We start from the raw sequence: 23,378 nt of genomic DNA, 5'->3' as shown, positions 1-23,378 counted from the left end.
AGATGTCGCACGCTAAGGAAATTATGGTTAACGAACGGCTAACGGCCGCCCGCCGCAGGCGATACGAAGGCGTCAGCACGTAAAATTGTCGGCGGCGTGGATAATCCGCCTCACATGTTCGGATAGACCGGCCCCTCGCCGCCCTGCGGCGGCACCCAGTTGATGTTCTGGTTGGGATCCTTGATGTCGCAGGTCTTGCAGTGCACGCAGTTCTGGGCGTTGATGACGAAGGTCTCCTCTCCGTCCTTCTCGACCCATTCATAAACCCCGGCCGGACAGTAACGCGTCGACGGGCCGGCATAGATGTCGTGCTCCGAACGTTTCTGCAGGCCTATGTCCTTGACCTGAAGATGCACCGGCTGGTCTTCCTCGTGATTGGTGTTCGACAGGAACACCGAGGACAGCCGGTCGAAGGTCAAGACGCCATCCGGTTTCGGATAGGCAATCGGCTTGTGGTTTGCGGCCGGCTCGAGCGACTGCGCATCGGTCTTGCCATGCTTCAGCGTGCCGAAGAACGAGAAGCCGAACAGCGTATTGGTCCACATGTCGAGACCGCCGAGCGCCACGCCGAGCGCCGTGCCGAACTTCGACCACAGCGGCTTGACGTTGCGCACCCGCTTGAGATCCTTGCCGATGTCGCCCTTGCGCCATTCGTTTTCGATCTCGACCACCTCGTCATGGCTGCGGCCGGCTGTAATCGCCGCCGCCACCTTCTCGGCCGCCAGCATGCCCGACAGAACCGCGTTATGGCTGCCCTTGATGCGCGGCACGTTGACGAGACCAGCCGAACAGCCGATCAGCGCCCCGCCGGGGAAGGAGAGCTTCGGCACCGACTGATAACCGCCCTCGGTGATGGCACGCGCGCCATAGGAGAGCCGCTTGCCGCCCTCGAAGGTTCCGCGGATCGCCGGATGGGTCTTGAAGCGCTGGAATTCCTCGAACGGATAGAGATAGGGGTTCTTGTAGTTGAGATGGACGACGAAGCCGACGGCGACCAGATTGTCTTCGAGGTGATAGAGGAAGGAACCGCCGCCGGTCTTCATCCCGAGCGGCCAGCCGAAGGTGTGCTGCACCAGGCCGGGCTTATGGTTCTCCGGCTTGACCTGCCAGAGTTCCTTGATGCCAATGCCGAACTTTTGCGGTTCGCGACCTTTTTGCAGATCGAACTTGGCGATCAGCTGCTTGGCGAGCGAGCCGCGTACACCTTCGCCGATCAGCACGTATTTGCCGAGCAGTTCCATGCCGCGCGTATAATTCGGGCCGGGCTCACCGTTCTTCTCGATCCCCATGTCGCCGGTGGCGACGCCGATGACCGCGCCCTCGTCATTATAGAGCACTTCGGTTGCGGCAAAGCCCGGATAAATCTCGACGCCGAGTTCTTCGGCCTTACCGGCCAGCCAGCGACAGACGAGCCCGAGCGAGACGATGTAGTTGCCGTGATTGTTCATCAGCGGCGGCATCAGCACATTCGGCAGGCGGATCGAGCCGGCCGGGCCGAGCAGCAGGAAATGGTCGGCGGTGACCTCGGTCTTGAAGGGATGCTCACTCTCTTCGCGCCAGCCGGGCAGCAGCCGGTCGATGCCGATCGGATCGACGACGGCGCCGGAGAGGATGTGGGCGCCGACTTCCGAGCCCTTCTCCAGCACGACGACCGAAAGCTCCGGATTGACCTGCTTCAGCCGGATCGCCGCAGAAAGACCAGCCGGACCGGCGCCGACGATCACCACGTCGAATTCCATGCTCTCGCGTTCGGGCAGCTCAGTCGTCTCGGTCATTCACTCGTCTCCGCTTGGCGGCACGCGGCCGTCATCCCGTCATAGGCACTTTCTTGTCAAAACGAGAAAGCATTGTCGAGCCGGGATACGACAGCCAATCTTCAATTCGCACAATGATATGCCCTGGACGCCAGAATTATATGCGGTTTACGTGAACGTCAATTATCAAACGACGCCGAACCGACCACACGCCCTTCCCTTTTCCGGCGCATGCGCCTTATACATCGCTCAAAGATATTGGAGGGAACGATCATGGATCTCGGCATCGAAGGCAAACGGGCGCTCGTCCTCGCCTCCTCGCGTGGCCTCGGCCTCGGCATCGCCGCAGCACTGGCGCGCGAAGGCGCAAATGTGCTGCTCTGCGGGCGCAGCGGCGAGCAGCTGGACGCCAACTGCAAGGCAATCAATGCCGAAGGCAAAGGCCGGGCCGACTGGATCTGGGCCGACCTCGGGGATGAACGCTTCGTCGAGACGACGACGGCGGCGGTGAACGAAAAATTCGGCGGGCTCGATATCCTCGTCAACAATACCGGCGGGCCGAAGCCCGGTACGACCGAGGACATGACGGGTGAAAAGCTCGAGACCTATTTTATCTCCATGGTCGCCCGCGTGATCACGCTGACCAATGCGCTGCTGCCCGGAATGAAGGCGCAGGGCTGGGGCCGCATCCTGACGGTCGCCTCCTCAGGGGTGATCGAACCGATCGCCAATCTGGCTTTGTCGAATACGCTGCGCCCCGCACTTGCCGGCTGGAGCAAGACGCTTGCCTCCGAAGTGGGCGGCTTCGGCGTTACCACCAACCTGCTCTTGCCGGGCAGCATCCTGACCGGGAGGCTCGACGAGCTCGACGGGGCGGCGGCAAAGCGGACGGGCAAGAGCCTCGAAGATATCCGTACCGACAAGGAAGCGCGCATTCCGGTCGGCCGCTATGGCAGGGTGGAGGAATTTGCCGCAACGGCTGCCTTCCTTTGCAGCCAGCCGGCAAGCTACATCACCGGCTCGCTGATCCGCTGCGACGGCGGCGCGGCGCGATCAGTCTAGCAGTTTCGCTTCAGCCGACGTGGACAGCCCCCGCCCACGTCGCAGCACTTCGGATCATCTGTTCGAGGTAGGCCGGATCGTCGGCAAATTCGGCGAGCTCGGAAAGACGATGGAAGCCCGTCAGGATTGCAATGCGCCGCCGGTCGAGCCGGCGTCCGGTCAGCATTTCATAGGCCGATACGATGCGAGCGGTGAGATCGGGCGAGATGAAGTTCGAGTAGATGAATTCCTGGTGCAACGGACCGAAGCCCGAATCGGCAAAATCGTAGATGCCGTTGAGCCTCCCTTGCGCATGGTCGAAGGCCATGTTCCAGCCATGACCGTCGAAGAAGCCGTAGATGTTGCCGTGGGGATCAGGCGGCAGGGTTTCGAAATCGGAAATAATGGCCTGCGCAAAACTCCGGAGGTCGAGCGGCAGCAGCGGCAAGGCCTTGGTTCGCACCACCTCCGACGATTGCCAGGGCTGGATCGGCCCGGCGCCGGCCGACCGCATGCGATCGGCATCGAGCACGTGCAGCTCGGCGTAAAAACGCGCAAGATCATCGGCGAGGCGCCGACGATAACTCTCGCCAAGCGCATCGTAATCCTCGGCGATGAGATGTTCGCCCTCGAGCTTGGCATGGCTGGAGAAGATCGGCGGCCCGTCGTGAATGCACATGTCTGGAACCGCCATCGACAGCGACGGCCTGATGATGTCGAGCAGGGCGGCTTCCTTGACGAGCGCTCTTTCCGCGCCGGAATGGCGGGGAAATTTAAAGATCAGCGTGTCGTCGACGTCGACGGCAAGCGAGTCCCAACCCTGCGCCGCCAGCTTGAAGACGGAGGCCGTGAGTTCGGGAAACACGCTTATGATGAGAGAGCGAAATTCGCTGGCGCTAAACTCGGTCATGACGACCTGCCTTCTCTGGTTTTTCCGCGTTTTTCCCGCGCTATCGACGGCTTGCGGGTTGATATCGTCTTCTCGCGAAGGGTCTCCCGCCGCAGCCGTCAAACGGCAATCGGGCACGCTCGGCCTATATTAGTATAGTTTGAATATTACGGAATATTCATTACAAAAATTTAAGCCGTTATAACCACTTAGTGATTGCGCCCCGGGAATTATGTCTTTTTTGCGCCGCAATATAAGCGGCTCAATCGGAGCATAAAATTCGCAACCCCGTTCAACACCCGGTCTGTCGCCCATGAAGAAATTTTGGATCACTGTCAGCGTTATCGCAGTTGCCGCCGTCGGCGTCTGGCAATTCGGGAATCTGATCCCTTATGCCTCTCGCATTCCCACCCTCTCGCAGTTCATCAAGCAGCCGGCCGGCAGCAATGGCGGTGGGCAGCAAGCACGGGGCGATCAGGCGCAGGCCGACGATCAAACGCAGAACGGTGGTCAACATCAGGGCGGCGGGCGCAGACGCGGCGGCGGCGGCCCGACGGTCGTCAAGACCGTCGCAGCGGTGAAAACCACGCTGCCGACCGATGTGACGGCGACCGGCTGGGCCGATGCCGATGACAACACGACCATTGCCGCACAGGAACAGGGCCTGATCGTCAGCATCGATGCGCAGGATGGGGCGACCGTCAAAACCGGCGACCTGATCGCCAAGCTGGACGGGCGGACGGCCAAGGCAGCGGTCGACAAGGACAATGCGATGATCGTGCGCGACACCGCCACCCTTTCGGAGGCCGCGACCGCATTGACGCGCGCGCGAGATCTCTTCGACCAGAAGGCGGGCACCCAGCAGAGCCTCGACCAGGCGGTCGCCGCCCGTGATACCGCCGCAGCCACTGTTGACGCCGACAAGGCATCGCTTGTCTCCGATCAGGTCATCCTCGAGCACACCGACATTCGCGCGCCCTTCGATGGTCGGCTCGGCGATATCGCCGTCAGCAAAGGCGCTTTTCTCAGTGCCGGCGCGGCAATCGTCACCATCGCCAAATACGACCCGATCTATATAAAATTCCACCTGCAGGAGCGCTACCTGCGCACGTTGAAAAGCGCTCTGGCAGCCGGTCCGGTCGCGGTCAGCACGGTTCCCAAATCCACCAAGGGACAGGTCCGAAAGGGCGAGATCAGCTTCTACGACAACACGGTCGACACGGCCTCGGGCACGATCCTCGCCAAGGCGAAATTCGAGAATGCCTCCGGTGCGCTCTGGCCCGGCCAGTCGGTCAACATCGTGGTGCATTTCAACAATGACGAACAGCAGGTGGTGGTGCCGACGGTTGCCGTCAGCCCCGGCCCTGAGGGTTTCTTCGCCTTCGTCGCCAAGGACGGCAAATCGCATCTGACGCCGGTCACCGTCGCCCGCGCAAATGGCGGCTTCACCGCCATCGGCGCGGGTCTTTCGGCAGGCGACCACGTTGTCGTCGAGGGTCAGGGCCAGCTCAGCGATCAGCAGGCGATCAACGAGCAGTTCGACGAAAAGGCGCTTGATGTCGCCTCCGCCGACGAGCCTCGGCAGCAGCAGTCCGAGACGATCGCGGTGGGAGCTCAGCAATGATCCCCAATTTCTGTATCCAGCGGCCCGTCGCGACGACGCTGCTTGCCATCGGCGTCATTCTGGCTGGCCTTGCCGGTTACCAACTCGTTCCGGTCGCGGCACTTCCACAGGTCGATTTCCCGACAATCAACGTTTCGGCGCAGTTGAGCGGCGCCTCGCCGCAGACGATGGCAACCTCGGTTGCCACGCCGCTGATCAAGCAGTTCGAGACCATTCCCGGGGTCAGCGAAATCAGCGCCTCGAGTTCGCTCGGCAGCAGCAGCATCGTGCTGCAGTTCGATCTCAATCGCAATATCGACGCCGCCGCAGCCGACGTGCAGGCGGCGATCTCGCATGCAACCCGGCAGTTGCCCGACAACTTGACGACACCGCCGAGCTACCGCAAGACCAATCCGGCCGATGCGCCGGTGATGCTGCTTTCGGTGCAGAGCAACACCATGCCGCGCAGCAAGCTCGACGAGATCGCCGAGGACATCATCTCGCCGTCGCTTTCCACACTCCCCGGCGTTGCTCAGGTCAGCGTCTACGGTGCGCAGACCTACGCCGTGCGCGTCGAGGTCGATCGCAACAAGCTTTTGACCCGCGGCATCGGCATCGATACCGTCAACAAGGCGCTAGCTGCGGCCAACAGCCAGCAGCCGGTGGGAACGCTGCAGAACAACTCGCAGAGCATGACCATCACGGCAAACACGCAGCGCACCAACGCCGAACAATTCCGCTCGCTCGTCATTGCCAATCCGAATGGTGCGCCGATCCACCTCGGCGATATCGCCGATGTGCAGGACAGTGTCGAGAACCAGTATACCGGAAGCTGGTATGACGGCCAGCGCGGCATCATTCTCGCCATCCAGCGTCAGCCGGATGCCAACACGGTCGATGTCGTCGATGCGATCAACGCCAAGCTGCCGCAGCTTCACGCCGAAATCCCACCCTCGGTGAACACCGTCGTCATGAACGACGCGGCAAAACCCATTCGCGATGCCATTTCCGACGTGAAGTTCACGCTGCTCTTGACGATCGGCCTCGTCGTTCTCGTCATCTACCTTTTCACCGGCCATGCGACCGCAACGATCATTCCGGGACTTGCGGTTCCGCTGTCGCTGATCTCGACCTTCGGCATGATGTATGTGCTTGGCTACAGCATCGACAACATCTCGCTGCTCGGGCTGACGCTCGCGGTGGGGCTGGTGGTCGACGACGCGATCGTCATGCTCGAAAACATCCTGCGCCATGTCGAAGAAGGCATGCCGGTGCGGGAAGCGGCGATCAAGGGTGCCGGCGAAGTCAGCTACACCATCATTTCCATGTCGGTTTCGCTGATTGCTGTCTTCATCCCGATCCTGCTGATGGGCGGCGTCGTTGGCCGCGTGTTCAACGAATTCGGCATGGTCGTCGCCATCGCCATCATCTCGTCGGCCATCGTCTCGCTGACCGTGACCCCGATGCTCGGCTCGCGTCTGTCCAACAACCACAGCCGCCCACCGCTCATCATCCGCATCTTCGATGCCGGCTTCGAGCGGACGCTCAACGGCTACGACAGGGCGGTTGGCTGGTGCCTTCAGCATCGCCCCACAATCCTCGGGGTTTTCCTCGGCTCGGTGGCGCTGACGATCTACTTCTTCATGACGCTGCCGACGAGCTTCTTCCCGCAGGAAGATATCGGCCGCCTGACGATCAGCACGCAGGCCCGGCAGGACATTTCCTATTCGGCCATGGAAGCGCTGCAGCAGCAGGCGGCAGCCGCCGTCAAGGCGAACCCGGCGGTCAACCACGTGATGTCGACGATCGGCGGCAATCCGAACAAACCGCAGAACAACGGCTCGATGTTCGTCGAACTCAAGGACAAGAAGGCGCGTCCGCCGCTTGACCAGACGCTGCGCGAGCTGCGCACGGCGATCAACAAGATCCCCGGACTGCAGGCCTTCGTGACGCCGAACCAGAGCCTGCGCTTCGGCGGCCGCCAGACCGCCAGCCAGTATCAGCTGGTGGTGCAGGCGCTGAGTGCCGATCAGACCAACCTCTGGGCCGGCAAGATCCAGGCGGCGATGCGCAAGGACCGCCTGTTCACCGACGTGACTTCGGACGCCCAGAACAACGCCCTGCAGGCCAACATCGTCATCGATACCGAGCGGGCGGCCGCCTATGGGATTGACAACGACACGCTGCGCACGACGCTGCAGGAATCCTTCAGCGGCTATTCAGCTGCGGAAATCCAGTCGACCGGCGATAGCTACAATGTCATCGTCGAATACGACACCAGCAAACCCTGGGACGACCAGAAGCTGTCGGAAATTCGTGTCGCCTCCGCCAATGGCAGCCTGGTGCCGCTGTCGAACTTCGCCCATGTGCAACGCACCACCGGCCCGGTCACCATCAACCAGACGGGGCAGCTGGTCTCGACCACTGTTTCCTTCAACCTGCCGGAAGGCGTCTCGCTCAGCGATGCGACGACGGCGGTCGACCAGATCAAGAAGGACATCGCCACACCGGCGGACGTCTTCACCTCCTATGGCGGTACGGCGGAGATTTTCCAGCAGTCGCAGGGCAATACGCCCTATTTGATCCTGGCGGCGGTGCTGACCATCTATGTCGTGCTTGGCGTGCTCTATGAGAGCTTCATCCATCCGCTCACCATCCTCTCCGGCCTGCCGGCCGCGGCCTTCGGCGCGCTGCTGGCGCTGAAGATCATGGGCTTCGATCTGTCGATCATCGCGCTTATCGGCCTGTTGATGCTGATCGGCATCGTCAAGAAAAACGCGATCATGATGATCGACGTGGCGGTGGAGACCATGCGCACGACGGGCGAAAAGGCGACGGCGGCGATCCACGAGGCCTGCGTGCGACGCTTCCGGCCGATCATGATGACGACTTTTTGCGCCTTGCTCGGCGCCCTGCCGATCGCGCTCGGCACCGGCGCAAGCTCGGAACTGCGCCAACCGCTCGGCATCGCCGTCGTCGGCGGCCTGATCGTCTCGCAGATGCTGACACTGTTCATCACCCCGGTCATCTTCGTCGAGATGGACCGCTTCGGAAACTTCCTCGGCCGCCTGATCGGCGGAAAGAAGGTTGCGGAGCCGGTGGTGCAGGAGGCGAGGGCAATGGCTGCCGAATGATGATGGCCCTCTGAATTCGGCATTTGCCAATCAACCCTTGCGGCGCACTTCTTCTTCCGACCGGGAGAAGAAGTGCGCCCGCGATCCCATCAGCTTTCGATCCCCTTGAATGTGTCCCGCCCCTGTGGCATCACCCGCCCTCCTGAATCTGGGGCGTGCTTACGCCCGTCGCGGAGCGATGCTCCGTCTCCAATAACAATCGGCATGAAGAGGTGCGGGCATGGCTCAGGCGCTGGGTTTGGACTTTGGCACGACGAATACGGTTCTCGCCATGGCGGATGGCGGGGCAACGCGCTCGATGGCGTTCACGAACACGGAAGGCACGGCCGACAGCATGCGCACAGCACTTTCCTTCATGAAGGATGCGCAACTCGGCGCTTCAGCCCTGAAGGTGGAGGCGGGCCATGCGGCGATCCGCCAGTTCATCGACAATCCCGGCGAATGCCGCTTTCTGCAGTCGATCAAGACCTTTGCGGCAAGCGCGCTGTTCCAGGGCACGCTGATCTACGCCAAGCGGCATAATTTCGAGGATCTGATGGAGGTATTCGTCAGGCGCCTGCGCAATTACGCCGGCGACCACTGGCCTTCGGATGTCAGCCGCATCGTCACCGGGCGGCCGGTGCATTTTGCCGGCGCCAGCCCCGATCCTGACCTCGCGACCCAACGCTACAACGAGGCGCTATCGCGCTTCGGCTTTCCCGAAATCCACTACGTCTACGAGCCGGTCGCCGCCGCCTTCTACTTCGCGCAGAACCTGAAGCAGGATGCGACAGTGCTGGTTGCCGATTTCGGCGGCGGCACGACCGACTATTCGCTGATCCGCTTCGAGACGGCCGCCGGCAAGCTGACAGCAACGCCAATCGGCCATTCCGGCGTCGGCGTTGCCGGCGACCATTTCGACTACAGGATGATCGACAACATCGTTGCACCGCTGATCGGCAAGGGCAGCCATTTCAAAAGCTTCGACAAGATCCTTGAAGTCCCGTCCAACTACTATTCCAGCTTCGGCCGCTGGAACCAGCTGTCGATCTTCAAGACCACCCGCGAATTCGAGGATCTGAAGAAGCTGGTGCGCACCAGCCTGGAGCCGGAAAAGCTCGAAATCTTCATCGATCTCATCGACCATGACGAGGGCTACCCGCTCTATCAGGCGGTGTCGGCGACGAAGATGGCGCTGTCGGCCGCGGAGGAAGCACCTTTCGATTTCGCGCCGCTCGGCCGCGGCGGGCATCGCAGCATCCGACGCAGCGACTTCGAAGGCTGGATCGCCGAGGATCTCGCCCGCATCGAAGGCGCGCTCGATGACGTGCTCGACAAGACCAGGACAAAGCCCGGGGAGATCGACAAGGTGTTCCTGACCGGCGGCACCTCCTTCGTGCCGGCGGTGCGCCGCATCTTCACCGAGCGTTTCGAGCGCGACCGGATCGAAAGCGGTGGCGAGCTGTTGTCGATCGCCCACGGTCTGGCGCTGATCGGCGAACGCGAGGACATCGCGCAATGGACTGTGCAATAGATCAGGCAGGGGTGGGCAATCTGTCGCCTGCCCTTCCAATGCCACTGTCTCTCCGCTAAACCTGCCATATGATCTCCGCCAACGACCTTTCCCCTGCCGAGCTTGCAGCGCTTCTGCATTTCCATGCGGATGCCGGCGTGGAATGGCTGCTGGAGGAAGAGGCGATCGACCGCTTCGCCGAGTTCGAGGCGATGAAGGCGGCCGGACGCCCGGCGGCACAGGCGCAGCCACAAGCTCCCATCACTGGGGAAGGTCCTGTCGCTCGGGACGGCCGGACACCGCCGCGTCCGAATACAGCGTCACGCCCGGCCCCGGCCGAACGCGCCGCTTCCGGCCCGCAGCCGGCGATCCCGGACGGCGAAGCGGTGCAGCAGGCGCGTTTCGTCGCCGAGACGGCGCGATCCCTGAGCGAACTCAAGACCGCGATCGAAGCCTTTAACGGCTGCAACCTCAAGCACAGCGCCCGCTCGACCATCTTTGCCAGCGGTGATGCCGAAAGCGGTATCATGGTGATCGGCTCGGCGCCGGGCGCCGAAGACGATCGCGAAGGCGTGCCCTTCTCGGGAAAATCCGGCCAGCTGTTCGACAAGATGCTGGCTGCGATTGGGCTGACGCGCTCAAGCGTTCTGCTGACGCAGGTCATCCCCTGGCGGCCACCTGGCAATCGTGCGCCTTCGGCGGCGGAAATGGACATCTGCCGGCCCTTCATCGAACGGCAGATCGCCCTGGCCGAACCCAAGGTGATCCTGTTGCTCGGCAATTTTTCGGCCCGCTTCTTCTTCGGTGAAAACGACACGATCCACGGCTTGCGCGGCCGCTGGAAGGAGATTGCCGCTGCGGACTGTGTCATTCCTGCCATAGCCAGCCTGCATCCGCAGGATCTGTTGACCGCGCCGGTCAACAAGCGGCTGGCCTGGAATGACCTGCTCGCCTTTCAAGCGAAGCTTAAGTCCCTCTCTTTGCTTAGAAATTAGCCAAAGTTGAATATATTATGAATCGATCTATGCGCTTTACGCATGGCTGCATCCCGCCATGACGCATTGCGGAATCAATGCTGCACCGCAATATGAAGTGGTGTCTTGGGAGGAACCACAGGAACCAAGGCCATGAACAAACGATTTCGTCCTATCCATAGCGGGTTTGAAACCCTTCGCCTCGCCGGCGACCAAGTTCGTACCACTCACGGCTACAGCCGCTTCGGCTTTGCCGCGAATGAACAGATGATCGCCCGCGGCACCGACATCAACGGCCGCACAGCGCGCCCCGACGCGATTTTTTCGGACTTCCAGCAATATTGAGCGGCAGGCGCTTCGCCTGCCCTTTTGCGTTAAGAGTACTCAAAGATGACGATCCTGATATCGCTTCTGCGCAACATCGAAACCTTCGAGCATATCCGCGTCGCGGTCTCAGCCGCGCGGGAATATGAGCGCGAGCTATCGCTCAAGCCGGTCGACGCCGCCCCCTGCATTGGACCAAGTGTTGCGGCAATCGTTCTGTGATCAGACGGCAATTTCCTCGATCTGGGCTTTTGCCCATTCGAAGGCTTCGTCGACATAGGCGAACTTGACCGCCTGCCAGGCGCAGTATTGCTCGACGAAATCCCGCGATATCCAAATGTGCGCCTTGCGTGGTTCGTCATGCCAGCCGACGCAGCCGCGCTGCGCCGCCTTTGCCAAGAGCCGTTGGAGATGGGTGCGCGACATCATGAAATCGGCGGCGAGCGCACGGGTTTCGACGCGGCCGACGGAAAATCTATCCGGCTCGCTGCTTTCCATATCCATTCGAGCGATGAAGTTGTCGACGACGAGGCCACCAGCCTCCGTCCAGAGGAACAGCGCCACCTGTTCGGGCGGCTCGCGCCAGGCGGCATCTTCCAGGCAATGGCGGGCGATGCGCGGCTGAACCAGCCGCATCATTGATGGGTTTGACTGAAAAAACGCTGCCCTTCGACCGCCGTCAAGTAGATCGAGCGCGCCGAGATTGGAATGAATCCAGGCAAACATCGCCTGATGGCTGACGTCGGCCGGCTCGAAATGACGTGGCCGCCGCCGCTCGTCGCCGGGCGTGTGAACAATGAAGCGGTAGGTATAGAGTTCTTCGATAAAGGCGAGAACGGTGTTGCGGCTCGCCACCTTATGCGCGGTGATGCGTCCGGTCAGCCGAACGGCGGTGAAACCCGAGGTCGGGTCGCGCGGGTCATATTCCAGGTTGAGGGCATAGGCAGTCTGGGTCAGAAGCCAGCGCTGATGCGAAGCGAGCAATCGCGCCAGGCGCGGGCCGGCATCGAACATGCCGCGCATCTGCCCAGCCAAAAAGCGGATGCTCATCAGAAAGGAGCAGTTCCCCGCCAATTGCTCCGCCGTGAATGCCATTATGCTTTTCTCCACCTCCGCGCGCCGGCCAGCGTTCGGAGCAGCAATACCGGAAGCTTCCCCGGTATCAGCGGCCATTCAGACATGCACAGCTTCGAATAAATGATACTCTCTCATCTTCAACAAACATATTCCGTGCGGCAGCGATATCCCAAGAATTCACCATTCTTTTCGCTCTTAGCGAGCAATTTTCCCCAAGCGGCGATATTCGCCTTAAAAGCCTTCATATCATGCGGTTGCAAGCGTCAGGCTTGCGGCGTCGTGGCTCTGCGCGCCTCCCTCTGCTCGATGCCGAGCTGATGCTCACGATAGATGATGAAGATGCCGGCGGAGATGACGATGAGAGTGCCGATCAGCATGGTAAAGCTCGGCACGTCGCCGAAGACGAAATAAGCGACGATGATGCCGAGTAGGATCGAGGTATATTCAAACGGCGCGATGGTGGAGACATCGGCATGGCGGTAGCTTTCCGTCAGCAGGATCTGCGCGACGCCGCCGCAAAAACCGGCGGCGACGAGATAGAGTGCCGACGGCCATGGCAGGACGAGCCAGCCGAACGGCAGGGAGGCCAGCGAGAAGACCGATGCGATGAGCGAGAAATAGAGCACAATCGTCGCCGTCTTCTCCTCCTCGACGAGACGACGCACTTGGATCATCGCCATGCCGCCGAGAACGGCCGAAAATAGCACCGAGAGCGCGCCGACGGCCTGCTCGGCTTCCATGCCGCCGTCACGAAACAGCGTGAGTTTCGGCCAGGAGACGATGGCGACGCCGACGATGCCGACCAAGACGGCGCTCCAACGATAGATGCGCACGGTCTCGCCGAGAAAAACCGCGGCGAAGACGACGGCGACGAGCGGTAAGGCGTAGCCGAGCGCAATCGCTTCCGGCAGCGGCAGATGCAGCAGGCCGTAGAAACCGAAAGCCATCGACATGATGCCGATCGTGCCGCGCTTGAGGTGGCCGATCGGATTGGCGGTGTAGAAGGCCGCGCGCAGTTGCCCGATATAGGCGAGATAAGCCATGATCGGGAAAAGCGCGAAGAAGGACCTGCAGAAGGTGACCTGACCGGGTGGGATGTCTGAGCCCGCCAGCTTGATGAAAGTCTGCATGGCCAGGAAGACCACGACCGACGAGACCTTCAGCGCAATGCCTCTCATCGGGTTTTTGAGAACCGCGTGCATGATCCTGGCTCTTATGTCGACTTAACAGCAACGGGGAGACGCGTTCGACTCGGGAACGCAGAAGATGACGTCTCCCATCGTAGCGAAGAAAATCCCGATTGGCGAAAAAATCGCAAGCGGCGTGGAAGAATCGCAAAGTCACCTTCCGGCGCAGGCCCGACGGTGCGGATGCGCGCCCTCGCGTCGATTTTTTGCTCTCTTCAGCCATTTCGCCGCAAAATGTTCACCTCTGACCGGTCGGTGTTAACCAATTGAAAACCATAGGCACGCATCGTTTTTGCTTACTCGAAATTTTCTTCGCCCTGCAACGATTGCCCGCCCCTTCCAGGATCATTTGATGAAGCCGCTTAGCGCCGAAACCATTGCCCAGTCGCAAAATGCGACGCCGCGCTCGATGCGCGTTGTCACCGACGGCATCAGCACCGACCTCGAGCGCTTCAGCGCCGACAACACCAATATCGTCAAGCAGATCAAGCTGCTCGCCATCAATGCGCTGATCGAAGCGGCAAGAGCCGGCGAGACCGGAAAGGGCTTTGCGGTCGTTGCCAACGAGGTGCAGCGGCTGGCGCAGGTCGCCACCGACATCACCGGCAGGTTCGAGAGCAACGTGCTCGGGCGCATCGGCCTCAGCCGCGCCATGGCGGATTCGCTGGTCGAGGAGATGGAGGGCGTTCGCCTCACCGATCTGGCGCAGACGCTGGTGCAGCTCATTGTCCGCAATCTTTTCGAGCGCACGGCCGATGTGCGCTGGTGGGCGACGGACCCGGCACTCTGGCGGGCGCTGCGAAACCCGGATCGGGAAACCGTCGCCTTTGCGGCGGAGCGTCTCGGCGCCATCAACCGCTTCTACACCGTCTACCTCGATCTGGTCATGACCGATCTTTCGGGCAAGGTGATCGCATCGGCCAATCCCAAGTTCCAGCGCAAGATTGCCGGCACGAGCCTTGCCGGTGATGCATGGTTCCGCGCGGCGTCTGCCTGCGCCTCCGGCGAGGCGTATAGTGTCGACGAGGTCAAAGCGAGCCCGATCCATGACAACAGGCATGCGCTCGTCTATGCCACCGGCATCCGCGAAGAAGGCAAGCTCGACGGACGGCTGATCGGCACGCTCGGCGTCTATTTCGACTGGCAGAACCAGGGCCAGGCGATCGTCGAGAAAGAGGCGAACCTGCCGCCGCAACTGGCGGAAAGGACGACAGTCATGCTGCTCGACGGCAAGAGCCGGGTGATCGCCACCACCAATCCCGCCTTGCTGTTTTCCCATTTTGCTCTCGCCAATCCGTCCGGCCGGGCCAAGGGCAGCTACTACGACAATAACGGCTCGATCGTCGCTTTCGCGCGCACCCTCGGCTACGAGGATTACGACGGGCTCGGCTGGTACGGCGTCGTCGTGCAGCGGACGGAAAGCGACGCGACGATCAAGGCGGCACTCAATCTAAAATAGAACCTTTCGCCCAACAGCCGCGTCCTTCAGTTCTGAAGAGGATATTTTGCCCGTGAACTTGGTGTTCGCGGGCAATTTGCTTTAACTTTAGTTCAGACTTTAATGTAATCATGCCCGGCAAAATTATAGCAGAGTGCGCCCGCCTCTGTATTCCACGGTTGTCAAATAACGGTCTTCAGGAAACACCATGCGAACAGATACCGGCCAGGTCATCCATCTGGCAGATTACCGTCCCACCGACTTTGTGCTGGAACGCGTGGACCTGACCTTCGAACTCGACCCGACGGAGACAAAAGTCGAGGCACGCCTGATCTTTCATCGCCGCCCGGGCGCCGATACAACGGCGCCAATCGTGCTCGACGGCGACGAGCTGACGCTGTCCGGGCTGCTGTTCGACCAGGTGGAGCTCGACCCTTCGCGTTATGACGCAACAGCGGAAAGCCTGACGGTGCGCGACCTGCCGGAGAGCGTGCCTTTCGAGCTGACGATCACTACGGTCATCAACCCCGAGGCCAACACCAAGCTGATGGGCCTTTACCGCACCGGCGGCATCTACTGCACGCAATGCGAGGCGGAGGGCTTCCGCCGCATCACCTATTTCCCCGACCGGCCCGACGTGCTTGCGCCGTTCACGGTCAACATTATCGCCGACAAGGACGCCAACCCGCTGCTGTTGTCGAACGGCAACTTCCTCGGCGGCGCCGGCTACGGCCCGGGCAAGCATTTCGCCGCCTGGTTCGACCCGCATCCGAAGCCGAGCTATCTCTTCGCGCTCGTCGCCGGCGATCTCGGCGTCGTCGAAGACACGTTTGCCACCATGTCCGGCCGCGAGGTGGTGCTGAAGATCTATGTCGAGCACGGCAACGAGCCGCGCGCAGCCTATGCGATGGACGCGCTGAAACGCTCGATGAAGTGGGACGAAGAGAGGTTCGGACGCGAATACGATCTCGACATCTTCATGATCGTCGCCGTCTCCGACTTCAACATGGGGGCGATGGAGAACAAGGGCCTCAACGTCTTCAACGACAAATACGTCCTTGCCGATCCGGAACTCGCCACCGATGCCGACTATGCCAATATCGAGGCGATCATCGCGCATGAATATTTCCACAACTGGACCGGCAACCGCATCACCTGCCGCGACTGGTTCCAGCTGTGCCTCAAGGAAGGCCTGACGGTCTATCGCGACCACGAATTCTCTTCCGACCAGCGCTCGCGGCCGGTCAAGCGCATCGCCGAGGTGCGCCATCTGAAGTCGGAGCAGTTCCCGGAAGATGGCGGCCCGCTCGCTCATCCGGTGCGGCCGACGCAATATCGCGAGATCAATAATTTCTACACGACGACCGTCTACGAGAAGGGCAGCGAAGTGACGCGGATGATCGCGACGCTGCTCGGCAAGGACGGCTTCAAGACGGGCATGGACCTCTATTTCGATCGTCATGACGGCCAGGCCGTGACGATCGAGGATTTCGTCAAATGCTTCGAGGATGCAAGCGGGCGCGACCTCACGCAATTCTCGCTCTGGTACCATCAGGCCGGCACGCCGCTCGTCACCGCATCGGGCAGCTATGATGCGGCCGCCGGCAGCTTCACCCTGTCGCTCGAACAGATGACGCCCGCTACACCCGGCCAGCCGAACAAGGAGCCGATGCACATTCCGCTCAGCCTGGCGCTCTTCGGCGAAAACGGCGGCAAGATCGAGCCTCGCTCGGTCGACGGCGCGGAATATGCCGGCGAGGTGCTGCATCTCACAGGCCGCACGCAAACGGCGGTGTTTCATGGCATTGGCTCGCGGCCAGTCGTTTCGATCAACCGCAGCTTTTCCGCGCCGATCAACCTGCATTTCGATCAGAGCCCGGCCGATCTCGCCCACCTCGCCCGCCATGAGACCGATCATTTCGCCCGCTGGCAGGCACTGACCGATCTGGCGCTGCCGAACCTCCTGAAAGCAGCCCGCGACGCTCGCGAGGGCAAGCCTGTCGTCTGCGAGGCGACCTTCGTCGAGACGCTGATTGCGGCGGCCGCCGACGAGCGCCTCGAGCCTGCCTTCCGCGCCCAGGCGCTGGCTCTGCCGAGCGAATCCGATATCGCCCGCGAACTCGGCGGCAACAATGATCCCGATGCCATCCATGCCGGCCGGCAAGCGGTTCTGAAGCAGATCGCCGATGCCGGAAAGGATGTTTTTGCCGACCTCTACGCGGCGATGACGACATTGGGCGATTTCAGCCCGGACGCGAAAAGCGCCGGCCACAGGGCCTTGCGCAATACCGCCCTCACCTATCTCTCCTATGCCGAGCAGACGCCGGCCCGCGCCAAGGCCGCCTTTGATGCTGCCGACAATATGACAGATCTCAGCCATGCGCTGACGATCCTCGCCCATCGTTTCGCCGGCAGCGCGGAGACAAACGAGGCGCTGGCAAACTTCCGCGACCGCTTCGCGGGAAATGCGCTCGTCATCGACAAATGGTTCGCAATCCAGGCCGGCATTCCGGGCGCGGAAACCCTGGAACGGATTCGCGCGCTGATGGACGATCCGCTGTTCAAGCGGACCAATCCGAACCGGATGCGGGCGCTGGTCGGCACCTTCGCCTTCGCCAATCCGACCGGCTTTGGCCGCGCCGACGGCGAAGGCTATCGTTTCCTCGCACGTCAGATTCTCGATATCGACGAACGCAACCCGCAGCTTGCCGCCCGCATTCTCACTTCGATGCGCTCCTGGCGCGCGCTTGAACCGGCACGTGCCGATCACGCCCGTTTGGCGCTAATCGAGATCGAGCAGGCTGCCGCTCTTTCGACCGACGTGCGCGATATCGTCGAGCGCACGCTTAAAGGGTAATTTGCTTCGACCGGTCGTCGCGAAAAATTCGGCGACCGGTTGCCTAGCGAGTCGTATCGCCCGAAAAGCACGAAATCATAGATAGTTAACGGATTTTTACCTTTGCCTCTGGACAAGGCGAATCACCCATGATTCTCTAGGTCAGGTTCGAGCGAGCGGCGCGCGAATCACACGAGGGACAAGGCGAAGAGATGATGGACGTGCGGCGGGCAACCGTGGCCGGAGGACGGCTGCGTGTCGATTTTGACGGGTTGAAAGCCTGGCGAGACAGCCTTTCCGGTCATGCGACATCGGAACCTCTTCTGCGTCATCTGCCGAAGGCCGAGCTGCTCTTGAAGCGCGCCATTCCGGCGCTGATCGTCGCCTTCCTCTTCATCGTCGCCGCATCGCATTTCTTCGGCATGGTCAGCGAATACTCCCGCCTGGAAGCCTCGGCTCGCCATGCCACCGCGCTTTCGGCAGCGACCGCCTCTGCGGTATTTGCCGATACATCAGACATTTTCGACAGCGGCGATATCGCAGAAGCGCAGGCCCGGCTCGCCAGGTTCCTGCCGCAGGATCGGCTCGACAGCGGCGCCTTCGTGCTGCTCGTGCAGGCAAGCGGCAAGGTTTTTGCCGCGACGACCGCCGGGCTTTCGCATGTCGGCAGCAACGTCAGCGATTTCTTCCCCGAGGTCTCGGCGATCCGGCGGTTCGGCGATCGCGCCGGCGTCATCGAAACGACCATAGGCGGCGTGCCGCACTATGCCGAGATCACGCTGATGGGCAATGCCGGCGGTTATATCGTCGCCGCCACCTCGCTCGACGAGATCAGCCGGCTCTGGCGCGAGCAGCTGGCCCTCAACGTTACGCTGTTTGCCGGCATCTCCTCGATCCTGCTGGTCATTCTCTATGCCTATTACACGCAGGTGAAGCGCGCCCGCGACGCCGACGACATCTTCCTGGAATCGAACCTGCGCGTCGAGACGGCGCTGTCGCGCGGCCGCTGCGGCCTCTGGGACTTCGATTTCGAGAACCGCGAATTCTTCTGGTCACGCTCGATGTACGACATGCTCGGCCTGCCGGGTTCCGACAAGACGATGGGCTTCGGTGAAGCCGCGCGGCTGATGCATCCTGATGACGGCGGGCTTTACGAGATCGCCCGCGCCATCGCCAAGGGCCATTCCGGTCAGGTCGATCAGATCTTCCGCATGCGCCATGCCGGCGGCCACTATGTCTGGATGCGCGCCCGCGCCCAGGTGATCCGCAGCAATTCCGGCCGCGTGCACCTGATCGGCATCGCCATGGACGTGACCGAGCAGCATCGGCTCGCGCAGCGCTACGCCGAAGCCGACCAGCGCCTCGCCGACGCCATCGAATGCACCTCGGAAGCCTTCGTCCTCTGGGACAAAAACGATCGGCTGGTCATGTGCAACACGCATTTCCAGCAGGCTTACGGCTTGCCGGACAGCGTGCTCGTGCCCGGCACTGAGCGCTCGGCCGTCAATGCTGCCGCCGCCCGTCCTGTCATCGAGCGGCGGATTTCCGATGCCGACGGCTCCGGCTATTCACGGACGACGGAAGTGCAGCTTGCCGACGAGCGCTGGCTGCAGATAAACGAGCGACGCACCCGCGACGGCGGCAGGGTCTCGGTCGGAACCGATATCACGCTGATGAAGCGCCATCAGGAACGGCTGCGCGAATCCGAACGCCGGCTGATGGCAACGATCGGCGACCTATCCGCCTCGCGCCAGACGCTGGAGAGCCAGAAATCGGAACTTTCAACGGCGAACGCCAACTATCAGGCTGAGAAAGAACGCGCCGAGGCTGCCAACCAGGCGAAATCGGAATTCCTTGCCAACATGTCGCATGAGCTGCGTACGCCGCTTAACGCCATCCTCGGCTTCTCGGAAATTCTGCAAAACGAGATGTTTGGTCCGCTCGGCTCGCTGAAATATGACGAATATGCCCGCGATATCCATGACAGCGGCAAACATCTGCTCAACGTCATCAACGATATTCTCGACATGTCGAAGATCGAGGCCGGCCACCTCAGGCTGCACTGCGAGCGCATCGATCTCGTGCCGCTGATCGAGGAAAGCCTGCGCTTCACCGCCATGCCTGCGGCTGAAAAGAACATCGTCATCGACCAGCGTATCTCATCCGGGCTGACGCTGATGGCCGACCGCCGGGCGATGAAACAGGTGCTGCTCAACCTGCTCTCCAATGCGGTGAAGTTCACCGACAACGGCGGCCGCATCGCGGTGCGCACACGCCGTGTCGACGGCGCCGTCGTCGTCACCATCGCCGACACCGGCATCGGCATTCCGCGCTCGGCACTGGCGAAGATCGGCCAGCCCTTCGAGCAGGTGCAGAGCCAGTATGCCAAGAGCAAGGGCGGCTCCGGCCTCGGGCTTGCCATCTCCCGCTCACTGACCGCGCTGCATGGCGGCCGCATGAAGATCCGCTCCCGCGAAGCGGTGGGCACGGTGATCTCGCTGCGCATTCCCGACGACGTCTAAAGCACGCCGCAGTTCGTCGATGCATCAAGCCTTCACGATTTTCAGGAAAATCTTTCTGACCGCTTTCGAAAGCCGCTTCAGCTCGCCTTCCAGCGTCCTGATGTCGGGGCAATCGCCGGCGCGGCAGACGAGTTCGACGAGGCCGGAAGGTGCTTCCTTCGGATCGAACAGGCCGTCGATGGAGAGGCGGATCAGTTGTGAAAGCCCGGTGTAGAGCGCGAAGGCCTCCAGGCAAATGTCGAGATCGACTGTTGCCATCAGCCTGTCACCAAGCTGCTTCAAGGCCTCGCCGGTGCTCATGCCGTTCACCGCAATGCCGACGCCCCTGGTGGGCGCGATCAGCGCCAGATACTGGGCGATGAATTCGAGGTCGATGACGCCGCCGGCGATCAGCTTCAGGTCCCATGGGCCGGCGGGCGGCTTTTCCTTATCGATCAGCTCGCGCATTTCGGCGACGTCATGCGCCACCTTGGCGATGTCGCGATCGGCCGACAGCACCTCGCGGACGATATGTTCGGCCTCGGCGATGAGGCTCTCATCGCCAGAGATCAGCCGGGCGCGGCTGAGCGCCATATGCTCCCAGGTCCATGCCTCTTCACGCTGATATTTGCCGAAGGCATTGATGCGGGTGGCAACCGGCCCCTTGTTGCCGGACGGGCGCAGCCGCATATCGACCTCATAGAGCACGCCTTCGGCGGTCGGCGCCGAAAAGGCGGCGATCAGCCGCTGGGTGATGCGGGTGAAGTAACGCGTCGCGTCGAGCGGCTTTTCTCCATCGGATTCGGAGGCGGTGTCGTCATAATCATAGAGCAGGATCAGATCGATGTCGGAACCGGCCGTCAGCTCGAAGCTGCCGAGCTTACCCATGCCGGCGACAGCGATGCGCCCGCCGGGGTAGTCGCCGTGCGCTACCCGCATCTCGCTCACGACGGCCTCGAGTGCGGCTGCGATGATAAGGTCAGCGAGATGGGTGAAGGCGCGTGCGGCCATCTGGCCATTGATCGCGCCGGTCAGCAGGCGGATGCCGATCAGGAAGCGCTGTTCGGCGGCGAAGATGCGCAAGCGGTCGAGCAATTCCTCATAGTGGCGCGCCTGGACAAGCGAGCCCTTCAGCCGTTCGCCGAGATAATCGCGGGTCGGCAGCTCGGCCATCAGGCCGGGATCGAGCATGCCGTCGAAGACATGCGGCTTGGCGGCGATCACCTCGGCAAGCCGTGGTGCCGAGGACATGATGTTGACGATCAGCGACAGCAATGCCGGGTTGCTGCCGAGCAGCGAGAAGAGCTGGATGCCGGAGGGAAGGCCCGAAATGAAGCTGTCGAAGCGCAGCAGCGCTTCGTCGGCGCGCTTGCTTTCGCCGAAAACCCGCAAAAGCTCCGGCGCCAGCTCCGTCAGCCTTTCGCGCGCCTCTACCGATTGCGTCGCGCGGTAGCGGCCATAGTGCCAGGTGCGGATGATGCGGGAGATGTCGGACGGTCTGCTAAAACCGAGTTTCTTCAGCGTCTCCAGCGTATCGGGATCGTCGCCCTGGCCGGTGAAGACGAGGTTTCCGGTGTCGGTGGAAAGCTTGCTCTCCTGTTCGAAGAGATGGGCATAACGCCGCTCCACCGTCTTCAGCACGCCGACCAACCGTTCGGAGAAGCTTGGCGTGTCGCAAAAGCCCATCATGAAGGCGATGCGCTTCAGGTCGACATCCGTCTCCGGCAACAGGTGGGTCTGCTCGTCGCGCACCATCTGGATGCGGTGCTCGACATCGCGCAGGAACCAGTAGGCCTCGGTCAGTTCGTCACGGGTCTCGGCGTCTATCCATTTCGCCTTGGTCAGTTCGCCGAGCGTCTGCTCCGTTGCCCGGCCCCGCAAGGCCGGCATGCGGCCGCCAGCGATCAGCTGTTGCGTCTGGACGAAGAACTCGATCTCGCGAATGCCGCCGCGGCCGAGCTTGACGTTATGGCCCTTGACCGCGATCGCGCCGTGGCCCTTATGCACATGTATCTGCCGCTTGATCGAATGGATATCGGCGATGGCGGCGTAATCGAGATATTTTCGAAAGACGAAAGGGGCGAGCCCACGCAGGAATTCGCTGCCGGCCGTCAGGTCGCCGGCCACGGCGCGAGCCTTGACGAAGGCTGCCCGCTCCCAATTCTGACCCCTGCCCTCGTAATAGATCATCGCTGCGTCGACCGGGATCGCCAGTGGCGTCGAGCCGGGATCGGGGCGCAGTCTGAGATCGGTGCGGAAGACGTAGCCGTCAGCGGTGCGCTCCTGCAGGATGCGCACCAGCCGGCGCATCATCCTGGGGAAGATCTCGATCGCGTCATCCGGGTCGGGCACGATGCCTGCCTCCTCGTCGAAGAAGACAACGAGGTCGATATCGGAGGAATAGTTGAGCTCGGAAGCGCCGAGCTTGCCCATGCCGAGCACGATCAGGCCGGAGCCGTCGCTGGGTGCTGCCGGATTGTGCAGCTTCAACTTTCCGCCCTCATGCGCCGACAGCAGTAGGTGGTCGATTGCGGCCGCGACCGAAGCTTCGGCCAGCGCACTCAGCCAGGCCGTCGTCGCCCGCCCGTCGAAGATCCGCGCCAGATCGGCGAGTGCGACGAGGAAGGCCACCTTGCGCTTGATGACGCGCAGCCTGCTCATCACCACGGATTCCGTAGGTGCTGTCCCCTCGCCGTTCGGCCGCCAGCAGTGCCGGGCCTCAGCGACCAGCGCCTCGATTTGCGGCTCCAGCGGCTCGCTGATGGCGCCAGCGAGGACGGCAGGGTCGAGATTAGCGATTTCGCGCAGGTAAGGCGACAGCGTCAGCGCGGCGGCGATGAAATCGCGCAGCGGACCGTCGGTCTTGAGCATTGCAGCCACCGACCGCTCGCTCTTGCCGGCCTCCTGAAGATCGGCCATCGCCAGCTTCAGCTCCGTCTGGCTCAGCGGACGAAGCAGCCCTTCGACCACATCCTTCAGGCCATGCGTCGATTTCGTCAGCATGCGCTCTCCCTGGCTTTTGAGCGGAAGAAAACGGCCACATAGAATCGCGAACCGTCTGCTTCGATCGGAATTAAACTAGGGTCTTGGCGCCAAACCGCCAATACGCGATTCGGCCGATGGTCATT

The 23,378-nt window shown here is 61.9% G+C and carries 15 protein-coding genes; 10 read left to right on the top strand and 5 right to left on the bottom strand.

All coding sequences use genetic code 11. From position 1 onward, the window contains the following. Positions 1 to 110: 110 nt before the first annotated feature. The gene (locus J3O30_RS07275) at positions 111 to 1,775 is read right to left on the bottom strand and encodes an electron transfer flavoprotein-ubiquinone oxidoreductase (RefSeq protein WP_207583569.1); all 1,665 of its coding nucleotides are present in this window, start codon (positions 1,773 to 1,775) and stop codon (positions 111 to 113) included. Positions 1,776 to 2,027: 252 nt separating this feature from the next. Between J3O30_RS07275 and J3O30_RS07270 the strand changes: the two genes are divergently transcribed. After that, complete coding sequence (locus J3O30_RS07270; protein WP_207583568.1) at positions 2,028 to 2,816, top strand: SDR family oxidoreductase; 789 nt, start codon at positions 2,028 to 2,030, stop codon at positions 2,814 to 2,816. 10 nt (positions 2,817 to 2,826) lie between these two features. On the opposite strand, the gene J3O30_RS07265 is transcribed toward J3O30_RS07270, so the two are convergent. Further along, positions 2,827 to 3,705 (bottom strand): aminoglycoside phosphotransferase family protein, encoded by an 879-nt coding sequence (locus J3O30_RS07265; RefSeq protein WP_207583567.1) that lies wholly within the window; start codon positions 3,703 to 3,705, stop codon positions 2,827 to 2,829. Between the two features lie 292 nt (positions 3,706 to 3,997). On the opposite strand from J3O30_RS07265, the gene J3O30_RS07260 reads away from it, so the two are divergent. The 6 genes from J3O30_RS07260 to J3O30_RS07235 all read left to right on the top strand — a co-directional run bounded on the left by J3O30_RS07260 (position 3,998) and on the right by J3O30_RS07235 (position 11,433). Next, the gene (locus tag J3O30_RS07260) at positions 3,998 to 5,308 is read left to right on the top strand and encodes an efflux RND transporter periplasmic adaptor subunit (protein WP_207583566.1); all 1,311 of its coding nucleotides are present in this window, start codon (positions 3,998 to 4,000) and stop codon (positions 5,306 to 5,308) included. After that, on the top strand, positions 5,305 to 8,421 hold the full coding sequence (locus tag J3O30_RS07255; protein WP_207583565.1) for an efflux RND transporter permease subunit: 3,117 nt from the start codon (positions 5,305 to 5,307) through the stop codon (positions 8,419 to 8,421). Before J3O30_RS07260 ends, J3O30_RS07255 begins: the two co-directional genes overlap by 4 nt. 220 nt (positions 8,422 to 8,641) lie before the next feature. Next, on the top strand, positions 8,642 to 9,934 hold the full coding sequence (locus tag J3O30_RS07250; protein WP_207583564.1) for an Hsp70 family protein: 1,293 nt from the start codon (positions 8,642 to 8,644) through the stop codon (positions 9,932 to 9,934). A gap of 68 nt (positions 9,935 to 10,002) precedes the next feature. Next, on the top strand, positions 10,003 to 10,908 hold the full coding sequence (locus J3O30_RS07245; protein WP_207583563.1) for a uracil-DNA glycosylase: 906 nt from the start codon (positions 10,003 to 10,005) through the stop codon (positions 10,906 to 10,908). 132 nt (positions 10,909 to 11,040) lie between these two features. Continuing rightward, on the top strand, positions 11,041 to 11,232 hold the full coding sequence (locus J3O30_RS07240; RefSeq protein ID WP_207583562.1) for a hypothetical protein: 192 nt from the start codon (positions 11,041 to 11,043) through the stop codon (positions 11,230 to 11,232). Positions 11,233 to 11,277: 45 nt separating this feature from the next. Next, the gene (locus tag J3O30_RS07235) at positions 11,278 to 11,433 is read left to right on the top strand and encodes a hypothetical protein (protein WP_207583561.1); all 156 of its coding nucleotides are present in this window, start codon (positions 11,278 to 11,280) and stop codon (positions 11,431 to 11,433) included. On the opposite strand, the gene J3O30_RS07230 is transcribed toward J3O30_RS07235, so the two are convergent. Together J3O30_RS07230 and J3O30_RS07225 are read right to left on the bottom strand one after the other, a co-directional pair. After that, positions 11,434 to 12,306, bottom strand: a complete 873-nt coding sequence (locus J3O30_RS07230) for a hypothetical protein (RefSeq protein WP_207583560.1) — start codon at positions 12,304 to 12,306, stop codon at positions 11,434 to 11,436. It abuts the gene before it with no gap. Positions 12,307 to 12,551: 245 nt separating this feature from the next. Then, on the bottom strand, positions 12,552 to 13,490 hold the full coding sequence (locus J3O30_RS07225; protein ID WP_207583559.1) for a DMT family transporter: 939 nt from the start codon (positions 13,488 to 13,490) through the stop codon (positions 12,552 to 12,554). A 337-nt stretch (positions 13,491 to 13,827) separates the two neighbouring features. Between J3O30_RS07225 and J3O30_RS33620 the strand changes: the two genes are divergently transcribed. From J3O30_RS33620 to J3O30_RS07210, 3 genes are all read left to right on the top strand, one after another. After that, positions 13,828 to 14,934 carry a methyl-accepting chemotaxis protein gene (locus J3O30_RS33620; protein WP_207583558.1) on the top strand — a complete coding sequence of 369 codons (1,107 nt, stop codon included), beginning with the start codon at positions 13,828 to 13,830 and terminating at the stop codon, positions 14,932 to 14,934. A gap of 187 nt (positions 14,935 to 15,121) precedes the next feature. Further along, a complete protein-coding gene (gene pepN / locus J3O30_RS07215; protein WP_207583557.1) occupies positions 15,122 to 17,770 on the top strand; it encodes an aminopeptidase N in 2,649 nt (882 codons plus the stop codon). A 191-nt stretch (positions 17,771 to 17,961) separates the two neighbouring features. Beyond that, positions 17,962 to 20,271: an ATP-binding protein gene (locus tag J3O30_RS07210; protein WP_207583556.1), complete on the top strand. Its 2,310-nt coding sequence runs from the start codon at positions 17,962 to 17,964 to the stop codon at positions 20,269 to 20,271. A 24-nt stretch (positions 20,272 to 20,295) separates the two neighbouring features. On the opposite strand, the gene J3O30_RS07205 is transcribed toward J3O30_RS07210, so the two are convergent. After that, positions 20,296 to 23,253: a bifunctional [glutamine synthetase] adenylyltransferase/[glutamine synthetase]-adenylyl-L-tyrosine phosphorylase gene (locus J3O30_RS07205; RefSeq protein WP_207583555.1), complete on the bottom strand. Its 2,958-nt coding sequence runs from the start codon at positions 23,251 to 23,253 to the stop codon at positions 20,296 to 20,298. Positions 23,254 to 23,378 lie beyond the last annotated feature (125 nt).

The organism is Rhizobium sp. NZLR1 (assembly GCF_017357385.1).
Lineage (GTDB): Bacteria > Pseudomonadota > Alphaproteobacteria > Rhizobiales > Rhizobiaceae > Rhizobium.
The sequence above is the reverse complement of the archived record's forward strand: the minus strand, read 5'-3'. Positions and strand labels throughout refer to the sequence as shown.